We start from the raw sequence: 20,530 nt of genomic DNA on the forward strand, positions 1-20,530 counted from the left end.
TTTTATTCCTACGGAAAACACGTAAACACAGATAATAATTCAGTGAACCCCGTGTGTTCTATGGCAACACTTATTCTTCTGTCTCTTCTACATTTTTATGCTCAGGATATTGCTTTCTCATCATCCTGTAGTACAACAATGGCACAACGAGCAGCGTTAAGAACGTTGAGGTAATCGTTCCACCAATTAATGATATAGCTAATCCCTGGAATATTGGATCGGATAAAATGATCACAGCACCCAATGCAACAGCGCCAGCCGTTAATAATATTGGCGTTGTTCTTACAGCACCCGCTTCAATGATAGATTGTTTTAAAGAAATGCCTTCCCGCAATCTTATATTGATGAAGTCGATCAATAGCACGGAGTTTCGAACCATTACACCGGCGAGTGCAATAAAACCAATCATAGATGTAGCGGTGAAATAAGCGCCAGCCATCCAGTGACCAATCACAATACCAACCAATGATAATGGTATAGCTGCCAGCATTACAATCGGTACGTTAAAGTTTTGAAACCAGCCAACGATTAACATGTAAATAATGATGATAACAGCAGCGAATGCAATACCCAAATCCCTGAACACTTCATATGTGATTTGCCATTCGCCATCCCATTTCAAACTGAAGTTATCTTCACTTTCAGGTGCATGCGTGTACTCTTCATTCAATGTATAACCCACCGGCAGCTTGATGTTCTTTAAGCTGTCTGAAATCTTTGCAATGGCATACGAAGGGCTTTCCAACCGGCCTGCCATATCGCCCAATACATACACTACTTCTTTTTGATTTTTGCGATAAATGCTTTTAGGTTTTGTTTCCTGTGTTACCTGCACCAAATCGCCAACAGGAACGGCATTGCCTTGCAGGCCAACAACCTTCACACCTAACACATCGTTAATGCCTGATTTATCTGCATCGCTTAACTGCAACTTAATATTCACCTGGTCGTAAGATGAAGGCAGATGCAACACGCCTGCATTCATACCCGATAAAGCCGCAGTTACAGTAGCTGTAACCTGTGCCGGCGCTATGCCATAACGCATGGCTTTTGCTTTATCAATAGTGAAATGATATTCAGGTTGATCAGCTTCCACCATCCAATCTATATCAACTACATCCTGCGTTGAATCAAATAATTGCTTTACCTGTTTTGCAATAGCTATTTGTTGGTTATAATCCGGTCCATATATTTCTGCCACCAGGGTTGATAACACCGGAGGGCCCGGCGGCACTTCAACCAACTTTACATTGGCATTATATTTTTTGGCGATCGCGTCAATGGCTGGTCGTAATGATTTCACAATGTCATGACTTTGTTCATCACGTTTACTTTTATCAACTAAGTTCACTTGAATGTCTGCAACATTATCGCCCCGGCGCAAATCATAATGTCTTACCAAACCATTAAAACTTATTGGTCCTGCAGTGCCAACATAACCCTGGTAATTTTGCACCAATGATTGTCTTGATAAATACTGCGAGATATCCTGCGTTACAGCCTGTGTTTTTTCTAATGTTGTTCCTTCAGGCATATCAATCACCACCTGGAATTCATTCTTATTATCAAAAGGCAACATTTTTACCGCAACAGATTTTGTATAAAACATCATTAATGAACCCAACAAGATCACCACAATACTTAAGATGAATGTCCAGCGTTTCCATCTCGTGTTCAACAATGGATTAATGAATGAACGATAGATTTTATAAATGCCTGTTGCTTCTAATTTCAATGGCGCCTTCTCTCTACCATGCTTTTCTTTTTCACGTAAAAAGATATAACCGAGATATGGCGTTAAGGTTAACGCAACAATTAACGATAACATCATCGCGATGGATGCACCAATCGGCATCGGGCTCATATAAGGTCCCATCAAACCAGATACAAACGCCATTGGTAATACTGCCGCAATAACGGTGAAGGTTGCAAGAATCGTTGGGTTACCAACTTCGTTGATGGCGAAGATTGCAGCTTGCAAAAATGGCAATCGTTTCATCTTGAAATGCCGGTGCATATTCTCTGCAATAATGATGCTGTCATCCACTACAATACCGGTGATGAATACAAGTGCGAACAGTGTAATCCTGTTCAACGTATAGTCCATGAAGTAGTAAGCGAATAAGGTAAGCGCAAATGTTACCGGCACTGATAAGAACACCACTAAGCCACCGCGCCAACCCATTGCGAGCATTACAAAAACGGTTACAACAACAATCGCAATAAACAAGTGAAAAAGCAATTCAGATACTTTATCAGAAGCGGTTTCGCCATAGTTGCGTGTTACCGTTACCTGCACATCGTTTGGAATAACCGTCTTTTTTAAATCATCAACTTTTAATAAAATTTTTTCTGATAAATTCATTGCATCAGCGCCTGATTTTTTTGCAATCGCCAATGTTATTGCAGGGTAGTTGGAGTTGTTAACTTTCAATGCAGCGGTATCAGAACTTCCATAACCGAAGAACACATATTGGTTTGGTGTTTCAGGTCCGTCTTCAACAGTCGCAATTTGTTTTAAGTACACAGGCTGATTGGCATTTACACCAACAACAAGATTTCTTACATCGTCATCACTGCTTAAAAAATTGCCGGTCTTTATTGCAAACACACTATCATCTTTTAATAAATCTCCCGACTGCATTTCTGCATTTGATGCCTGTATCTGTTTACTGATGCTTAAGAAGTCAACATGACTTTGCGCCATCTTGTCTTTATCTAAAATCACCTTTACTTCACGGCTTCTGCCACCTAAAATATTTATCGTTGATACATCCGGTATCTTCTTTATTTCATTCTTCACCACTTCACCAATCTGCTTCAATTGATAATCACTGTAATTTTTGCTCCACAATGTTAATCCTAACACCGGTACATCATCAATCGCTCTCGATTTCACCAACGGCATCGTAACACCCTGCGGCATTTTATCCATGTTCTTCATCAGCTCATCATACAATTTCACCAATGAGCGTTCAACATCTTCGCCTACATAAAACTGTACAATCAACATCGCTTGTCCGTTCATTGAAGTGGAATACACATACTCAACACCTTTAATGTTCGAGATAATTTTCTCCATCGGTTCCACCACTTTTGTTTCCACTTCTTTTGGGCCAGCGCCGGGATAACCAAGAAACACATCCGCCATCGGCACTTTGATTTGCGGTTCTTCTTCGCGTGGTATCAACATGGTTGCGTAAGCGCCGATGAGCAGAAACGCAATCATTAATAGGATGGTTAATTTCGATTGTATAAATGCTTTTGCGATATTTCCTGCAAAACCTTTTTCCATTGTTTTTAATTTAGCTTTTAGCTATCAGCCATTAGCCTTTAGCTTTTCGTCTTTTATTTTTATGTTACCAGCAGTTGCATTTCATGGCATCGCCTGTTGTGTCACTCACTTCAACATTCGGAATATTGATGAGCATGACTTATATCAGCCAATAGCTTTTCTTCACTGCACTTTCACCGGCACACCGTTATACAATTTGCCATCAGCATGTGTGATGAATTGTTCGTTGTTCGATAAACCCGATAACACTTCCACCTTATCACCATAATCATTTCCCAAACGCACCCAACGCAGTAACGCCGTGTTGTTTGCACCGATGGTATACAAACCTGTTAATTGATCTTTTATAATCAATGCATTCTTTGGAACCAGCACTGTGCCTGCATTTGCGGTGGTATCAGCATGCGCAACGGGTATTACAATATTTACATACATGCCTGCATATAAACCATCTTTTTCATTATCAGGAATATTGATTTTTATCAGATATTGCCCACCTGTAAATTGTGAACTCTGACTTATCTCACTCACTTTTCCATTTAATGTTTTACCGGTTGATTTGATTTGCATGGTTGCATCGCTGCCTTGTTTTAGCATACCAATTTCACTTTCAGGAACAGATGCTGTTACCTGGAAACTTGCATTCTGTTCAATGGTTAAAATCGGCATGCCCGGACTTGCCATACTGCCTGCATCCATCAGCTTTTGTGTAACAATTCCACTAAATGGTGCAGTGATGTTGGCATAAGAAAATTGTGCGTTCGCTTCATTACGCATTTGTTTTGCAGCTTCCAGGCTTGCCTGGGCTGCTTTGTATTGCAGCGTTGCATTGTCCAGCTCTTTCGCTGTAGCACTTTGCTTGTTATATAAAGCAGTAAAACGATCATAATCTTTTTGTGCATTGGCTAACGCAGCTTGTGCCTGTGCAATCATTGCATTGGCTTGTGCCGCCTTCGCACTAATGTCGTTGCTGTTAACAGACACGAGCATTTGTCCAGCTTTTACATGATCGCCCACATTCACATAAATCTTGTTGATATAACCCATTACTCTGGTGCTGATATTTGCTGTTTGCTTTGCTTCAACCTGTCCGCTTATATTAATGCTGTTGCCTGTTGTATTGCCCGATGGTGTTGCAACAGAAACCATAACAACACTATCATGCATGTTAATTTCTTTGTTGCCACCATCACCGGAACATGCAGCGAACGAAGTGATGATTGCACCTGAAAACATATATGCTATAAATCTTGTTGAAATCATAATCCTGGTTTTATTCTTTTTTGATTTAATTATTTGTTGCTGTTAAAAATTGTATGTAGGCAATCGCCATATTGCTGCTGAAAACAGCTTGTGCATACGCCAGTTTTTGTTGCGATAATTGTGTTTGCGCCGTCAACACATCTGTAGTGTTTACTAAGCCTTGCTGATATCTATCCTGCAATATTCTCAAAGCTTCTAAAGCTTGTTCTACTGCTGCTTTTTGTTGATTGATTTTAAACTGTGCATCACTTAACTGCCGATATGCTTTATTCAGTTCAACTTTATTTTCTTCTTTCTGATTATCGAGTTGTTCCTGCAGTTTGTTGCGTTCTAATATTTGTGTATTGATTTTATTTTTTGTTGATGTGCCTTTGAAAATATCCCACGATAACTGCGCCCCAACTAAGTAGGCATTCGAACCAAAACCAAAAGCGCTGTTATCATTTAATTGATATGTTGCAAACGCATTCAGCTTTGGCAGGTAGCTCATCTTATTTGATTTGATCATTAAATCATAAGAATTGATGGCTGTTTCCGTTGCTTTAAAATCTGCTCGTGAAGCGGGTAAACTATCTGCAGCTGATATCGCATTGAATGCAGATGACGCAGGCACATTATAAATAATGCCTTTATCTTTTCCCATCAACTGACTTAAAAAATCAGAAACATTTTCAATATTGCTTTTGGTATCAGCAATATTGCTTTCTATTGTTGTAACCTGCACCTGCGCATTTAATAAATCTGATTTTTGAATCAAGCCTTGGTCATAATGATCGCTGGTGAATTTGTACATGGCTTGCGCTGTTTGCAAAGCTTCTTCCAATACTTTTTTTGCATCATAAGCTAACTGCAATTGCAAATAAGCCTGCTGCACCTGGAACGTAATGTATTCTTTGGTGCGTTGTGTTTTATATTGATAAACTTCAATTTGCTTCTCTGCACTTTTACGCTGATATAGCATATCCATATTAATGATGGGTTGTTTTAGATCAACCTTCGTCATAAAGTCTGGTGTGCCTGACGGATTGTTTAATAAATCAGGAGTAAAGTCTGATTGTTTAATAGATTGTTGCTGAAGTTTAAATCCAAATGCATTTAAAGGATTATTGGTTGTAATTGCTGTATAACTTACACCTAACTGCGGAAGAAATACGGCATTTGTTTCTTTGTATTGAGAAGCGGCAATGGCTTCATCAGTTTTGGCCATCTGTACATTTGCATTGTTGGTGACAGCGGTTTTAATTGCATCATCCAAATTCAATGATGCGCTATCCTGGCTAAAAACATTTAGCTGATGAAATAATAAAAGAAGAAATAAAACAATGCTTTTGTATAAATAGTCTTTCAATCGTCTGTCCATTTTTCTAATTTGATTGCAAAGCTATTTTAGCAGAATATTGTTTACTGTGACTTATATCACGTCGAAGTATGACAAGAAGCGGAAGTTTAAGGTTTGTGAAGAAACAGGAATCAATTTAATAAGCAAAGCAGCATCATTCATACGATTGCAAAAAAATAAAACTGCATCTATACATTATTAATAAAGTTGAAGAATACGGTTGAAGAGGACGATTGATTATTCAGCGGCGAGCTTCGTAATAAAATCTGTGAATGATGCTGTTGAATAATCAGCAGCACCGGTTTCTTTAAAAACAATTTGTCCTTTTTTGTTGATGACGATTGTTGTTGGCAAAGTGCCTGAAAATAAGTCCTGGCTTATGTTTGATGAAGAGATAAATAACGGCAGCTTGTAATTATGATCTTTCATAAAAGCATTTGAATTGTCAATGTTGCCATCAGCATCCACCAATAAAAACACAATATTTTTATTGGTGCCAAACCGTTGATACATTTTGTTGATTGATGGCAGTTCAGCCCTGCATGGCGGACACCATGTAGCCCAGAAATTTATAAAAATTACTTTGCCATTTAGTGATGCGATGCTTGTTGCTTTTCCTGAACTATCTGTAAATACAGCGTTTGATGACATCGGATAACTACCCTCATGTTTTTCAACACCAGGTTTGAAAAATCCAATCTGCATTAAACCCTTAATCAAAAAAGCTTTTGCATCAGGGCTAAAAATGAGCACAACCGTTGCAACTACCAGTAAGCCATTTATAAAATTTGTCTTTATAAACTGCCGCCATTTTTTTGTATGATTTTCTTGCTCGTCCAAAAATAAAAGATGAGTTATAAAATAGTTTGAATCTGGTAAACTTAAATCGTTCTACATTTTGCCCGGCAATATTTTATGCCAGTACAACCATGGCAATATTCTGCGTTTTAATTGATACATACTCCATCTTTCTTTGCTTTGGTCGAATGGAAATGTTTCATCTGGTTTGTTGTTATAATCAAATTCACATAAAACCAGTTTACCATAACCTGTAACCACCGGGCAACTTGTATAACCATTGTAAGATCCGCTTAACTTTTCATGATGCATCAGTGACAACAAATTTTGTACAAGTACGGGTGCTTGTTTACGAACAGCCGCACCTGTTTTTGATGTTGGTAATGATGAAGCATCACCTAATGAAAATATGTTTTTATATTTTATATGCTGCAACGTGTTCTTATCTACATCTACCCAGCCGGCAGCATTTGCCAAAGGACTTTGCTTAATAAAATCGGGTGCACTTTGTGGCGGTGTAACATGAATCATATCAAAGCGTACTTCATATTCCTTGTCTTTATTATTAGGTCCAAAACCAACAAATTTTGCAAACTTATTTCTGCCATCAATCTCAACAAGCTTTGTATAAAAATGCATATCAACATTATCACGCCGGGCAACTTTGTACAGCGTTTTTTCATACTTGTCAACGCCAAACAATCTTGTACCACCGCTCCAGTATTGAATATTCGCCTTGTTAAAAACATGATGCTTTTTGAAATAATCAGCAGCCAGCCACATTATCTTGTGTGGGGCACCGCCACATTTTACAGGTGTGTGCGGATTAGTAAATAAAACATTGCCTTCTTTGAAATTTTTAAGGCATTCAAATGTATAAGGAGCAGTTTTTATGCTATAGTTTGAGCATACACCGTTCTTGCCAAGCGTTTCCTGCAAGCCTTTTATTTCGCCCCAGTTAAGCTGAATGCCGGGTGCAACAACCATGTAATCATAATTGATTACTTCATTGTTATCGAGCGTTACATTGTTTTGTTCAGGCTGAAATGATGATGCTTTTTGTTTGATCCATTTCACTTCTTTTGGCATTACATCTGCCTCTTTGTGAACTGTATCGTTTACATCAAATACGCCGGCGCCAACCAACGTCCATGCAGGTTGATAATAATGCGTTTCGGATGGTTCGATAACAGCAATGTCTAAATTTTTTTGATGGCGAAGCAATTGAGCTGCAACAGAGATGCCGGCATTACCGCCGCCGATGATGAGAATTTGATGATGTCGCATAAAAAAATATTTCATGCAACCTAATTTTATTAATTAAGGATTATTGTGACGAAAGTCACACCGGGCAAAGATTTCAACATCATTTTCTATTTTTAAGCCCACGAAATTTATTTGCGATTCATTGCTTAATTTATCTTACTTCCATTATCTATATCCTCTGTTCCTGTCTTGATAATTGATCACCAGCATAAGTGATTACAAGAAAGCGATGATGAGATGATTTAGATGAATTAAAAAATCATAACATCATTTAAACTATTTACAAAAAACGATGAAATATAAAGCAACAGCGGCTGCTCTTTTATTGCAGTTAAAAGAGAAAATTATTGAAACCAAACTTCTTTAATAATAATATAAATGCCCATCAATAATACAAACCATCCAAACCCTTTTTTCAGTTTTGCGCTATTGATTGACTTGCCCAATAAGCCGCCAATAAAAACGCCCAGAATTGCAATGGCAGAAATGGTTATAAGAAAAATCCAGTCCGTTTTAAAATGACCTGTATCGCCAATAAAACCTGCAAGAGAATTTAAAGCGATAATAAAAAGTGATGTACCGATTGCTTTTTTCATTGGCAGGTGTAACAGTAATACTAATGCAGGTATTAAAAGAAAGCCGCCGCCGGCGCCAAGAAACCCTGTAACCAACCCAATGCTTACACCATAAATAATAAGCTTGATAAAGTTGGTATGTGTATTGTTTTCATCGGTTTGAACCTGCCTGCTCGTCATCATTGATATGGAAGCAACCAACATCAGCACAGCAAACAAAACCATTGTAACTATTGAAAATTGAAAGATGGTGTTGCCGATATGGATCTCTTCCGGTATACGCGGAATAATTATTTTTCTTGTGATGAAAACTGTAATGATTGATGTAACGCCAAACAATAAGGCTGTTTTAAAATCAACCAAACCTTTGCGCCAGCTGTTGAATGAACCTATTAAACTGGTTGAGCCAACAACGAATAAAGAATAGGATGTGGCGAGAATGGGTGAAATGCCAAACAGATAAACCAAAACCGGAACTGTAAGTATAGAACCGCCGCCGCCAATCAATCCTAATGATATTCCAATAAATAATGAAGCGATATAACCGGTAATGTGCATGCAGCAAAATTGAGGCTATGTTTTTACCACGCAAGTGATTTTTATCACACAGGGATAGTAGGTTTCCTTATCCATTCAATCGAATTCCTGTTAAGATGGATAAGCTCTTTCGCTTCCATTTTTTTAAGTAAACGGCTTATTACTTCGCGGGAAGAATTAAGATCGTTGGCAATATCCTGGTGCGTTAGTTTTAAGATGGGGCCGAATTGCGCTACCTGTTTTTTCAAATAAAATTCAAGGCGTTCGTCCATATTGGAGAAGGCAACCGCATCAATGGTTTTCAGCAGTTCTTCAAAACGGTTGCGGTAAGAAGTTATTACAAATTCATACCAGCCTTTATAACGGCTCAGCCATTTTTCCATAAATGCCAGCGGGATGGTTAACAGTGTTGCATCTGTAATGGCCTTTGCCATTACTTCACTTGTTTCCTGTTTATAAGCGCAAACCATAGATAAAGAACAGGCCTGCCCTGCATTAAGATGATAGATAAAGAATTCATTGCCGTCATCATCTTCACGGTATAGTTTAACAATGCCTTCAATAATCAATATTACAGAGCGTATATGCTGGCCCACACGCAGTAAAGTTTCTCCTTCTTTTATATAGCGGATTACACCATGTTGCAGCATTTCTTGATACAATTCATCTTCAAGACCGGGGAATAATTTTTTCAGCAAAGCTTCATCCATGGTGCAAAATTATTTTATTAAAGCTAAGACTATTGAGCTTATAGAGTATTGTTTAAAACCTGATTTTAGTCATGCCTTTGCTTGCCTGTAGTCAGCTCTTTAAAATTTGCCTGGCCATAGTTTCGCGGCTTTTATATGAATGCACACACTATAGGTAAAGCTGTGGCTTGTTATCATTGTGGCGAAGACTGTATTTCTACAGCCATTGTTCACGATGGCAAAAACTTTTGCTGCGAAGGCTGCAGAATGGTGTATGGCATTCTTAATAAAAACGGCCTTTGCGATTATTACGCCATTAGCCAAAACCCGGGCAGCAGCCAGCGCCTAAAAGTGCGCGAAGACAAATTTGCTTTTCTGGATGATGAAAAAATAAGTGCATCGCTGCTGAATTATAAAGATGCGCATCAAACCTTTATCACTTTTTATATTCCGCAAATACACTGCAGCAGTTGCCTGTGGCTGCTGGAAAATCTGCATAAACTGAATAAAGCGGTTATAAGCAGCAAGGTAAATTTTGAAAAGAAGGAAGTTGATATCATTTTCCATCATGAAGAAACAAGCCTGCGCCAGGTGACGGAGTTGCTGGTAAGAATTGGCTACGAGCCATACATCAGCTTTAACGATATGCGTAAGGCTAAGCCCCGGCTTGATAAATCCAGGATTTTTAAAATAGGTGTCGCAGGGTTTTGTTTTGGTAACATCATGCTGCTGAGCTTTCCCGAATATTTGGGGGTGGATGCGCAGGAGGATGCGCTTGTTTTGCTATTCAGGATATTGAATGTATTGCTCAGCCTGCCTGTATTTTTTTACAGCGCATCGGAGTTCTATATCAGCGCGTGGAAAGGCATAAAACATCGTTTTTTAAATATTGATGCGCCTATTGTTTTGGCGGTTGCTGTTACGTTTATAAGAAGTTTGTATGAAGTGTTTACCAATAGCGGCGGCGGTTACTTTGACAGCATGAGCGGTATTGTATTTTTTATGCTCATAGGAAGGATTTTGCAGGATAAAACTTATCAGCAACTTAGCTTTGAAAGAGATTATACTTCCTACTTTCCTATAGCAGTAACAAGAATTAAAAATAACATACAGCAAGCTGCTGCATTGCCTGATATTTGTCTGAATGATACATTGCTTATTCACAACGAAGAATTAATTCCTGCAGATGGTATTCTTACAAAGGGCAGGGCCTTAATAGATTACAGTTTTGTAACGGGCGAAAGCATTCCGGTTGTGCGGGAAATGGGCGAAATAATCTATGCCGGCGGCAAACAGGTGGGCGGTAATATTGAGTTGCTGGTTATAAAAGAAGTAGCGCAAAGCTATCTTACCAAACTATGGAACCGCGATGAAATGAATGCCGGCATAAAGGATAACAAAAGGTCGTTTGTGCATTTGCTCAGCCGCTATTTTACGTGGATTGTTTTGGCCATTGCTGCGGGCACCGCACTGTACTGGAGTGTTTATGATACTTCCAAAATATGGCCTGCCGTTACTGCTGTTTTAATTATTGCCTGCCCCTGCGCTTTATTGCTGAGTAATACTTTTACCAATGGCAACATTCTGCGGATTTTAGGCCGCAACCATTTTTATCTGCGCAATGCACAGGCTATTGAAGAGATTGGGGAAATTGACACCATTGTGTTTGATAAAACGGGTACTTTAACCACGGGCGGCAACCATTCAATTGAGTTGGCTGGTGATGTAATTACGGCTGAAATGAAGCAGCAAATTGCATCGCTTGCAGCCCAGTCTAACCATCCCGTGAGCAGGGCTATCGTTAACTATTTAGATAAGGGAAGCAGGTTGCCGGTTAGGGTATTTAATTCCGTTACGGGCAAAGGCATCAGCGGAAATATTGCAGGCAATTTTATCAAAATCGGCTCTAAGGAATTTGTATGTAATGATGAGGATGCCGAAACTGCATCTTCAACTTATGTTTCAATTAATGGTAAAGTAGTTGGTTGTTTTTATTTTAAGAATGAATACCGTGACGATTTGCCAAAACTGATTACACAGCTAAAAGAAAAATACCGGCTGGTTATATTAAGCGGCGATAATGCCGGTGAAAAAAATTACCTGCAAACATTGTTTGGATTAAAGGCCGCTATATTATTCAATCAAAAACCTGAAGACAAGCTGCGGTTTATAAAGCAACTGCAGCAAGAAGGCCATAAAGTAATGATGATAGGCGATGGCCTTAACGATGCAGGCGCCTTAAAACAGGCCGATGCAGGCATTGCCGTTACCGATAACACGAACAATTTTACGCCGGCCAGCGATGGAATTATTGAAGCGGAAAAACTTCCCTTATTATACAGGTTTATACAATTATGCAGGCTGAATAAAAACATTGTTATTGCAAGTTTTGTGGTATCCGTTCTTTATAATGTTATTGGAATATGGTTTGCCGTGCAGGGATCACTTTCGCCTATGATAGCCGCCATATTAATGCCTTCAAGCAGCCTTAGCATATTGCTCTTAACCTTTGGCTGCAGCGGCATTGCCGCTAAATTTTTAAGATTGAAATAAACGTGCAAACCCATCAGCGCAGCGCAGCCGGCCTGATGATATTTGCAGGATTTGTGCCCGTTCTTTTCGTCCTTCGGTGAAACCGTTATTGCGGCTAAATATCCTACTTACAAAAACATACTTCCTGTTATCCAGATAAAGAAATATACAAAGCTGATTTTAATCAGCCCTTTGCTTGAATTGTGTCATAATTCTGTCAGAAGCCGCCGGATACTTTTGTGCTTTCAAAAAATTATATGAGCGTAATTTTTTTATTGTTGACGGCGAGCATCCTGATTGCAACATTATTCCTGCTGGCTTTTTTATGGAGCGTAAAAAAGGGCCAGTATGATGATCAGCAAAGCCCACCGGTAAGGATGCTGTTCGACGATAAACCTTCAAACAACAATCAATAAAATATTTCTATGCTTGAACAAAAAGACAAAATGGGCGGTATTTCTGTTCCTCACGAAGTGCAGGAGAAACTGGCTGTTGAGCGGTTTTATTATGATAATAAGATCGTTAAAATGTTTGCTTATGCCACTATTTTCTGGGGTGCAATTGGTATGCTGGCAGGTTTGCTTGCTGCTATACAATTGTATTTGCCCGGCGCCAATTTTGATACGGCCGAAACAACATTTGGGCGTGTAAGGCCGGTGCATACGAATGCTGTGATATTTGCTTTTGTTGGAAACGGAATTTTCATGGGTGTATACTATTCGCTGCAGCGTTTGTGCAAGGCACGCATGTTCAGCGATAAGCTCAGCAAAGTGCATTTTTGGGGCTGGCAGTTAATCATAGTGGCAGGCGCTGTTACTTTGCTGGCTGGTTACACCACCGGCAAAGAATATGCAGAACTCGAATGGCCCATTGATATTCTGATTACAATTGTTTGGGTGCTTTTCGGTATCAATATGTTTGGCACTATTCTTAAAAGAAGAGAAAGCCATCTGTATGTTGCCATCTGGTTTTATATAGCCACCTGGGTTACCGTTGCCATGCTGCATATTGTAAACTCTTTCGAAATACCTTTCTCTGCTTTTAAGAGCTATAGCTGGTATGCAGGCGTGCAGGATGCACTCGTGCAATGGTGGTATGGCCATAATGCAGTAGCATTCTTTCTTACAACGCCTTATCTCGGCCTCATGTATTATTTTTTACCGAAGGCAGCCAACAGGCCGGTATATAGCTATCGCTTATCCATCATACATTTCTGGGCGCTGATATTTATTTATATCTGGGCCGGGCCACACCATCTTTTATATACAGCATTACCCGATTGGGCGCAGAGCCTGGGCGTTGTATTCAGCGTAATGCTGATTGCACCAAGCTGGGGTGGTATGCTGAATGGCCTGTTTACTTTAAGAGGCGCCTGGGATAAGGTAAGGGAAGATCCTGTTCTAAAATTCATGGTGGTGGCGGTAACCTGTTATGGTATGGCCACATTTGAAGGGCCTATGCTGAGCCTGAAAAGCGTAAATGCCATCTCACATTTTACTGACTGGACAATTGCGCATGTGCACGTAGGTGCATTGGGCTGGAACGGCTTTTTAACTTTTGGTGTGCTGTATTGGATCATACCAAAAATATTCAATACAACCCTGTATTCAAGAAAACTTGCCAATACGCATTTCTGGATCGGTACAATAGGGATTGTTTTATATGTAGTGCCCATGTACTGGGCCGGCTTTACACAGGCAACCATGTGGAAAAGCTTTACCGAAGAAGGCACACTTACTTACCAGTTTCTTGAAACCGTTACCCATATAGAATCTATGTATGTGCTGAGAAGCATTGGCGGTACCGTTTTTATCTCCGGCGTATTTTTAATGGTTTACAACTTATTCAAGACCGTTAAATCAGGCAATCTTGTTGCCAACGAAGCTGCAGAAGCCGCACCGCTTGCAAGGCACCAGATAATAGCACATAGTGATAAGCACTGGCACCGCTGGATTGAAAGAAGGCCTGTTCAAATGCTGGTGTTCAGTTTGATTGCAGTAGCAATAGGTGGCGTTCTCGAAATAGTACCAACCTTTCTTATAAAAAGCAATGTGCCAACCATTGCATCTGTAAAACCTTATACGCCGCTTGAGTTACAGGGCAGGGATATTTATGTGGCCAATGGCTGTTATACCTGTCACTCACAAATGATCAGACCGTTCAGGGATGAAGTGGCGCGCTATGGTGAATACAGCAAAGCCGGTGAATTTATTTATGATCACCCGTTTCAATGGGGCAGTAAACGTACCGGGCCCGACCTGGCAAGGGTAGGCGGAAAATATCCCGATAGCTGGCATTATAATCACATGATGGATCCGCGCATCATGAGCCCCGGTTCCATTATGCCGCCTTATGCCTGGATGCTGGATAAGCAACTGGATACTTCATCCACCGGTGCCAGAATAAGGGCAATGCAAAAGCTCGGGGTTCCTTATCCCGAAGGATATGATAAAATAGCCAACCAGGATTTAATGAAACAGGCAAATGAAATAAAAGCTAATCTTAAAAAAGATAAAATTGAAACAAGCAGCACCACGGAGATCGTTGCATTAATCGCTTACCTGCAAAGGCTTGGCGTTGATATAAAGAAAACAGATGATGCTGCAGTGTTGCCGTAACAATACAAATAATTAATCTAATCAGCAATTCAATAATATGAGCTTCATACATTATCTCGAAAGCATTACAGGAGTATCTATATATGCGCTTATTTCTTTCGGCATATTCTTCAGCTTCTTCATAGTAATGTCGTTGTGGGCATGGAAAGCAGATAAACAACTTATAAAAACTTTAAGCAATATTCCCTTGGATGACAGCCAGGATATAAACTGAAAAGCATGAAAAACAGGAATAAAAAATTAATAATAGCTTTTGCAGCATTGTTGCCTTTAAGCGCATTTGCGCAGGATGGCCCAAAACTAAATGAAGCCAGGAGCCCACAGGCGATTGCCTTATGCATTATCGCCGCTTTGCTTGCACTGGCTATTTATGTGGCCGCTAAAATGCTGGTGCAACAGGCAAAAATTAACCTTAAAAAGATTAAAAAAGATACGGCTGCAAAGCTGCTGTCTGTATTATTTTTTATGTTTTTAAGCAGCGGATTATTCGCGCAGGATGCTGCGGCAACAGATGATGCCACTGCAAAAACGGAAACGGTTAAAACAGCCATCCCGTTATCTTCCACGAGCTTTTATGTACTCGTTTCTGTTATTGGTGTAGAGATACTTATTCTTATCAGCATCATGGGCCAGGTAAAAGCCTTAATGAAAGCCAATGAAGAAATGCAGGTCACAGAAAGCGAAGCATCTGTTGAGGTTGTAAAAGAAAGATCATTCAGCCTTAAAAACATATGGAGTAAATTAAACAATTTTAAACCGGTGCAGGAAGAAGCGGATATTGACACCGGCCATAATTATGACGGTATTCGCGAGTTGGATAACCGCCTTCCGCCATGGTGGCTGTATGGCTTTTATATCTGTATCATTTTCGCGGGCATTTATCTCTGGCGGTTCCATGTATCGCATACCGGCCCTTCTTCCATACAGGAATTGCAAATAGCCATGCACCAGGCCGAAGCACAGCGTGAAAGTTTTCTTGCCAAAGCAAAAAATAATGTTGACGAAAACACGGTTACCCGGTTAACTGATGCATCAGATATTGATGCCGGTAAAAAAATTTTTACCACCATGTGTGCAGCCTGTCATGCCGCTGATGGCGGTGGCGGTGTTGGGCCTAACCTTACTGATGATTACTGGCTGCATGGCGGTAGCATAAAAGATGTGTTTAAAACCGTCACTTACGGCTGGCCTGACAAGGGCATGAAGAGCTGGAAAGATGATTATTCGCCGCTACAGATTCAGCAAATATCAAGTTATGTAATGACGCTGCATGGAACAAAGCCAGCAACGCCCAAGGAGCCGCAGGGAAGCTTATACAAAGAATCCGCGGCGCCTGCTGCTGACAGCAGCGCCGTAAAAGATAGTACAGTTAAAACAGCAACTGCTTTTGTGAAACAGTCATAATGAATACAGGTATAACAAATAGGGAGAGTACGGACGAAAGTTTTCGCGACAGCCTTGCAACGGTTGATAAAGAAGGCAAGCGAAAATGGATTTATGCATGGAAACCCAAAGGGAAGCTTTATACCATGCGCAAATGGTTAAGCTACCTGTATTTTATTATTTTCTTCGGGTTGCCTTTTGTAAAGATCAATGGAAGGCCCTTATTCATGTTCAATATTCCGCAAGGCAAATTCATTGTGTTCGGTAAAATTTTCTGGCCGCAGGATTTTTTCATCTTCGGTTTAGCCATGATTACTTTCATCTTCTTCATCATTCTTTTTACGGCAGCATTCGGAAGGTTGTTTTGCGGCTGGGCCTGCCCGCAAACCAATTTTATGGAAATGATGTTCAGGAGAGTTGAGTTCATGGTGCTGGGTAATGCCAATGAGCAAAAAGCTTTAAAAAACGCGCCCTGGACAAGCAATAAAATCTTTAAGCTAAGCTTGAAGCATGTATTGTTTTTTGTATTGTCATTTATTATCGCCAACTTTTTTCTTGCATATATTATTGGCATAGACGATTTGAAAAAGATTATTACAGAGCCGGTGGGTGAGCATATAGCAGGCCTCTCGTCCTTACTTATTTTCAGCGGTGTTTTTTATGGCGTATATGCATTTTTCAGGGAACAGGCCTGTACGGTGGTTTGCCCTTATGGAAGATTGCAAAGTGTGTTGCTTGATAAAAATTCAATGATCGTTGCTTATGATTATAAAAGAGGAGAACCGCGTGGGATGAAGAGAAAGAATCAGCCTGCTGAATTACAGTTGGGTGATTGTATTGATTGCTTTCAGTGTGTGCGTGTTTGTCCCACCGGCATAGATATCCGCAATGGTGTGCAGATGGAATGCGTTGGTTGTACAGCTTGCATTGATGCCTGCAACGATGTAATGGATAAAATTCATAAGCCACGTGGTTTAATTCGTTACGCATCTGAAAATTCCATTGCCACGGGCGAGCCCTTGCATTACACAACCCGCATGAAAATTTATACAGGTTTATGCCTGTTGGTGCTTACGCTTTTAAGTGTATTGCTGTTTACAAGAAAAGATATTGATGTAACGGTTATGCGCACACCCGGCCAGTTGTTCCAGGAAAGAGGTGCAGACAGCGTATCGAATTTATACAACATAAAAGTGATGAATAAAACGGATAAGGATATTCCTTTAACCATAAAGGTTATGAGCATGAATGGAAGCGTGCAGGTTGTAGGTAAGCCATACATACATGTGCCAAAAGAAGGTCAGGGTTCCGGATCGTTTTTTTTAATTCTTCCTAAAAAAGATATTTATAACAGGAAAACAGAATTAAAGCTGGCGCTGTATGAAGGTGATAAAAAAATTCTTACAGAAACAACAAGCTTTTTAGGGCCTGTTCAATAAAAATTTAAGCTATGAACTGGGGACATAAATTAACCATTGTATTTGTTGGCTTTGCTGTATTAATAGGAACACTGGTATATAAATGCACACAGCAAAAGTTTGATCTTGTATCGGAAGATTATTATACGCAGGAACTGAAATACCAGGATAAAATCGACGGCAGTAAAGCAGCATCGGAAATAAGCGCTGTAGCCATATCGCAAACGACAGATAATATAATTATTCAAATGCCTGAAGAACTTAGCGGGCTTTCATTAAAAGGTGATGTATGGCTATACTGTGCCTCCAAGGCTGCTGATGATATTAAGCTGCCGCTGCTTGCCAACGGCAATGGCATTATGGAAATTGATAAGAAAAAAATACCGGGAGAAAATTACACAGTCAAATTGTCCTGGAGCAGCGGCAATACGCAATATTATAAAGAGCTTCCGCTTATTATATCAAGATGATGTGGCAGTTAATTATATCAGCATTTGCGCTTGGTTTATTCAGCAGTTTTCATTGCGTAGGCATGTGCGGTGCCATTGCATTTTCCCTGCCTGTAAAACATTTGGGGCAAGCTAAAAAAATTGCCGGCGTTGTTTTATATAACCTTGGCCGCATAACCACTTATAGTACCATAGGTTTATTATTTGGTTTGATGGGCAGGCAATTATACATAGCCGGTTTACAACAATGGTTTTCCATTATTGCAGGCATAATTATAATCCTTGCGGTGTTGCAATATATTTTTAAAAAGCCTTTAATGCATCTGCCCGGTTTTAATAAAATTCAGTTGTTAATACAAAACCTTATTGGAAGATTTTTACGTGCAAGAAATATAAGCGAATTGTTTTTGTTAGGCATGGCAAACGGGTTATTGCCTTGCGGGTTGGTTTATTTCGCCGTAATGGGCGCCGTAGCCACCGGTTCAACCCTGAACGCTGTTTTGTTTATGGCTTTGTTTGGTTTGGGCACTTTGCCTGCTATGTTCCTGTTTGGGTATTTTGGTATGAGTATAAATGTTGGTGTGCGAAACCGGATGAAGCAGGCGGTGCCTTATTTTCTTACCGTTATGGGTATGCTTTTAATATTAAGAGGCTTAGGTCTTGGTATTCCATATATAAGCCCCGTTTTACCGAATGCAATGCAGGCTGATGCAATAAGCTGTCATTAAAAAGCTCCATTCTTTGTTGTTATTATCCGAATAAAAGGCCGCTCTCATTTCTGGGAGCGGCCTCTTTGTCTAATAAGAAACCATTTTAGGTTTTATAGTTATAGCTGTGTTGTCGGGCAAACAAATTCGCTCAGTTTAAATTTGCCGCTTTCCTTTATAGCTTTAAACCCGCCTTTTATGTCAACAAGGTTATCAAACCCGCGTGCCCGCAAAACTGAATTGAATATCATAGAACGGTACCCACCTGCACAATGCACGTAATAAGTTTTGTTCTTGTCAAGTTGCGCCATGCTGTCGTTTATAAAATCGAGCGGGGCATTTTCTGCTTCAAGAATATGTTCGCTGTCGTATTCACTTTTTTTGCGCACATCAACAATTTCGATATTTTCTTTTTGTATAATATCGGCCAGTTCATCAGCAGAAATGGAGCGGATACTGTCCGTTTCCTTGCCTGCATTTTTCCAGGCTTCAAAGCCGCCTTTTAAATAACCGATGGTATTATCATAACCCACGCGTGCAAGCCTGGTTATAACTTCTTCTTCCCGGCCTTCATCTGTTATTAACAGAATTTGCTGTTTTATATCAGGAATTAATGTGCCCACCCATGGCGCAAAGCTACCGTCGATACCAATGTTAATGGAATTGGGAACAAATCCCTTTGCAAAAGTTTGTGGGTCTCTTGTATCAAGTACCAAAGCCCCTGTTTCGTTGGCTGCGGTTTCAAATGCATTGGGGTCAAAAGCATGCTGTCCTTTTTCAAGCACTTTGTCAATGCTTTCATAGCCATGAATATTCATCATTACATTCAACGGAAAATAAGCCGGAGGCGCTACAAGATCTTTTGTAACAGCTTTTATGAATTCGTTTTTACTCATTGGCTGCAAAGCATAATTTACTTTTTTCTGATGGCCCAGCGTATCGGTTGTTTCCTTGCTCATGTTTTTGCCGCAGGCACTGCCGGCGCCGTGGGCAGGATAAACAATAATGTCATCATTTAGCGGTAAAATTTTATTGTGCAGGGAATCGTATAAATAGCCAGCCAGTTTATCCTGCGTAAGCTCGTTATTTACTTTTTGTGCAAGGTCGGGGCGGCCCACATCACCTATGAATAATGTGTCGCCCGAAAACAAACCAATATCTTTTCCGCTTTCATCTTTCAGTAAATAACAGGTGCTTTCCATAGTATGCCCGGGCGTATGCAATATCTTAAATACAACTTTCCCCACCTTAAACTCCTGGCCGTCTGTGGCAATGATGGCTTCAAAATCTGGTTTTGCAGTTGGCCCGTAAACAATAGGAGCGCCCGTTTTTTTGCTGAGGTCTAAGTGGCCGCTCACGAAATCTGCATGGAAATGCGTTTCAAAAACATACTTTATTACCGCATTATTTTCTTTGGCTTTTTTTATATAGGGCTCCACTTCACGCAAAGGATCGATAATCACAGCTTCACCTTCACTTTCTATATAATATGTGCCCTGTGCGAGGCAACCCGTATAGATTTGTTCAACTGTCATAATTTAAGATTTATGATGTAAAATTAGGAAGACACATGGCCTTTTTCAGTGACCGAAATCACATAGACAGAATGATGGCCTTTAGCAATTTAATGGAAATAATTTGGTAAATAAACCAATGCGGCA

General features: G+C 40.0%; 16 protein-coding genes. 8 read left to right on the forward strand and 8 right to left on the reverse strand.

Annotated features, from left to right (window positions below; all coding sequences use genetic code 11):
* Nucleotides 1–70: 70 nt before the first annotated feature.
* The 7 genes from ACTHN6_RS21820 to ACTHN6_RS21850 form a co-directional block, all read right to left on the reverse strand.
* Nucleotides 71–3,295 (reverse strand): efflux RND transporter permease subunit, encoded by a 3,225-nt coding sequence (locus tag ACTHN6_RS21820; RefSeq protein WP_440437905.1) that lies wholly within the window; start codon nt 3,293–3,295, stop codon nt 71–73.
* A 162-nt stretch (nt 3,296–3,457) separates the two neighbouring features.
* Entirely contained in the window at nt 3,458–4,558 is a 1,101-nt protein-coding gene (locus tag ACTHN6_RS21825) for an efflux RND transporter periplasmic adaptor subunit (RefSeq protein ID WP_440437906.1), read from the reverse strand.
* A 25-nt stretch (nt 4,559–4,583) separates the two neighbouring features.
* A complete protein-coding gene (locus ACTHN6_RS21830; protein WP_440437907.1) occupies nt 4,584–5,918 on the reverse strand; it encodes a TolC family protein in 1,335 nt (444 codons plus the stop codon).
* 216 nt (nt 5,919–6,134) lie between these two features.
* Complete coding sequence (locus tag ACTHN6_RS21835; RefSeq protein WP_440437908.1) at nt 6,135–6,737, reverse strand: TlpA family protein disulfide reductase; 603 nt, start codon at nt 6,735–6,737, stop codon at nt 6,135–6,137.
* Nucleotides 6,738–6,788: 51 nt separating this feature from the next.
* Nucleotides 6,789–7,997, reverse strand: coding sequence for an FAD/NAD(P)-binding oxidoreductase (locus tag ACTHN6_RS21840; RefSeq protein WP_440437909.1), 1,209 nt, complete (start codon nt 7,995–7,997; stop codon nt 6,789–6,791).
* Between the two features lie 308 nt (nt 7,998–8,305).
* Complete coding sequence (locus ACTHN6_RS21845; protein WP_440437910.1) at nt 8,306–9,094, reverse strand: sulfite exporter TauE/SafE family protein; 789 nt, start codon at nt 9,092–9,094, stop codon at nt 8,306–8,308.
* 44 nt (nt 9,095–9,138) lie between these two features.
* Complete coding sequence (locus ACTHN6_RS21850; protein WP_440437911.1) at nt 9,139–9,783, reverse strand: Crp/Fnr family transcriptional regulator; 645 nt, start codon at nt 9,781–9,783, stop codon at nt 9,139–9,141.
* A gap of 135 nt (nt 9,784–9,918) precedes the next feature.
* Here ACTHN6_RS21850 and ACTHN6_RS21855 point away from each other — a divergent pair, with 135 nt between their 5' ends.
* The 8 genes from ACTHN6_RS21855 (at nt 9,919) to ACTHN6_RS21890 (ending at nt 18,890) form a co-directional block, all read left to right on the forward strand.
* Nucleotides 9,919–12,315, forward strand: coding sequence for a heavy metal translocating P-type ATPase (locus tag ACTHN6_RS21855; RefSeq protein WP_440437912.1), 2,397 nt, complete (start codon nt 9,919–9,921; stop codon nt 12,313–12,315).
* 236 nt (nt 12,316–12,551) lie between these two features.
* The gene (gene ccoS / locus ACTHN6_RS21860; protein ID WP_440437913.1) at nt 12,552–12,710 is read left to right on the forward strand and encodes a cbb3-type cytochrome oxidase assembly protein CcoS; all 159 of its coding nucleotides are present in this window, start codon (nt 12,552–12,554) and stop codon (nt 12,708–12,710) included.
* 9 nt (nt 12,711–12,719) lie between these two features.
* Entirely contained in the window at nt 12,720–14,912 is a 2,193-nt protein-coding gene (gene ccoN / locus ACTHN6_RS21865; protein WP_440437914.1) for a cytochrome-c oxidase, cbb3-type subunit I, read from the forward strand.
* 37 nt (nt 14,913–14,949) lie between these two features.
* Complete coding sequence (locus ACTHN6_RS21870) at nt 14,950–15,126, forward strand: CcoQ/FixQ family Cbb3-type cytochrome c oxidase assembly chaperone (RefSeq protein ID WP_440437915.1); 177 nt, start codon at nt 14,950–14,952, stop codon at nt 15,124–15,126.
* A gap of 5 nt (nt 15,127–15,131) precedes the next feature.
* Nucleotides 15,132–16,316, forward strand: coding sequence for a cbb3-type cytochrome c oxidase N-terminal domain-containing protein (locus ACTHN6_RS21875; protein WP_440437916.1), 1,185 nt, complete (start codon nt 15,132–15,134; stop codon nt 16,314–16,316).
* Complete coding sequence (ccoG, locus tag ACTHN6_RS21880; protein ID WP_440437917.1) at nt 16,316–17,734, forward strand: cytochrome c oxidase accessory protein CcoG; 1,419 nt, start codon at nt 16,316–16,318, stop codon at nt 17,732–17,734. The genes ACTHN6_RS21875 and ccoG overlap by 1 nt, the downstream gene beginning before the upstream one ends.
* A gap of 11 nt (nt 17,735–17,745) precedes the next feature.
* Entirely contained in the window at nt 17,746–18,183 is a 438-nt protein-coding gene (locus tag ACTHN6_RS21885; protein WP_440437918.1) for a FixH family protein, read from the forward strand.
* Complete coding sequence (locus tag ACTHN6_RS21890; protein WP_440437919.1) at nt 18,180–18,890, forward strand: sulfite exporter TauE/SafE family protein; 711 nt, start codon at nt 18,180–18,182, stop codon at nt 18,888–18,890. Before ACTHN6_RS21885 ends, ACTHN6_RS21890 begins: the two co-directional genes overlap by 4 nt.
* Before the next feature lie 98 nt (nt 18,891–18,988).
* On the opposite strand, the gene ACTHN6_RS21895 is transcribed toward ACTHN6_RS21890, so the two are convergent.
* Nucleotides 18,989–20,404: an MBL fold metallo-hydrolase gene (locus ACTHN6_RS21895; RefSeq protein WP_440437920.1), complete on the reverse strand. Its 1,416-nt coding sequence runs from the start codon at nt 20,402–20,404 to the stop codon at nt 18,989–18,991.
* Nucleotides 20,405–20,530 lie beyond the last annotated feature (126 nt).

Origin of the sequence: Parafilimonas sp. (assembly GCF_051953455.1) — a bacterium.
Lineage (GTDB): Bacteria > Bacteroidota > Bacteroidia > Chitinophagales > Chitinophagaceae > Parafilimonas.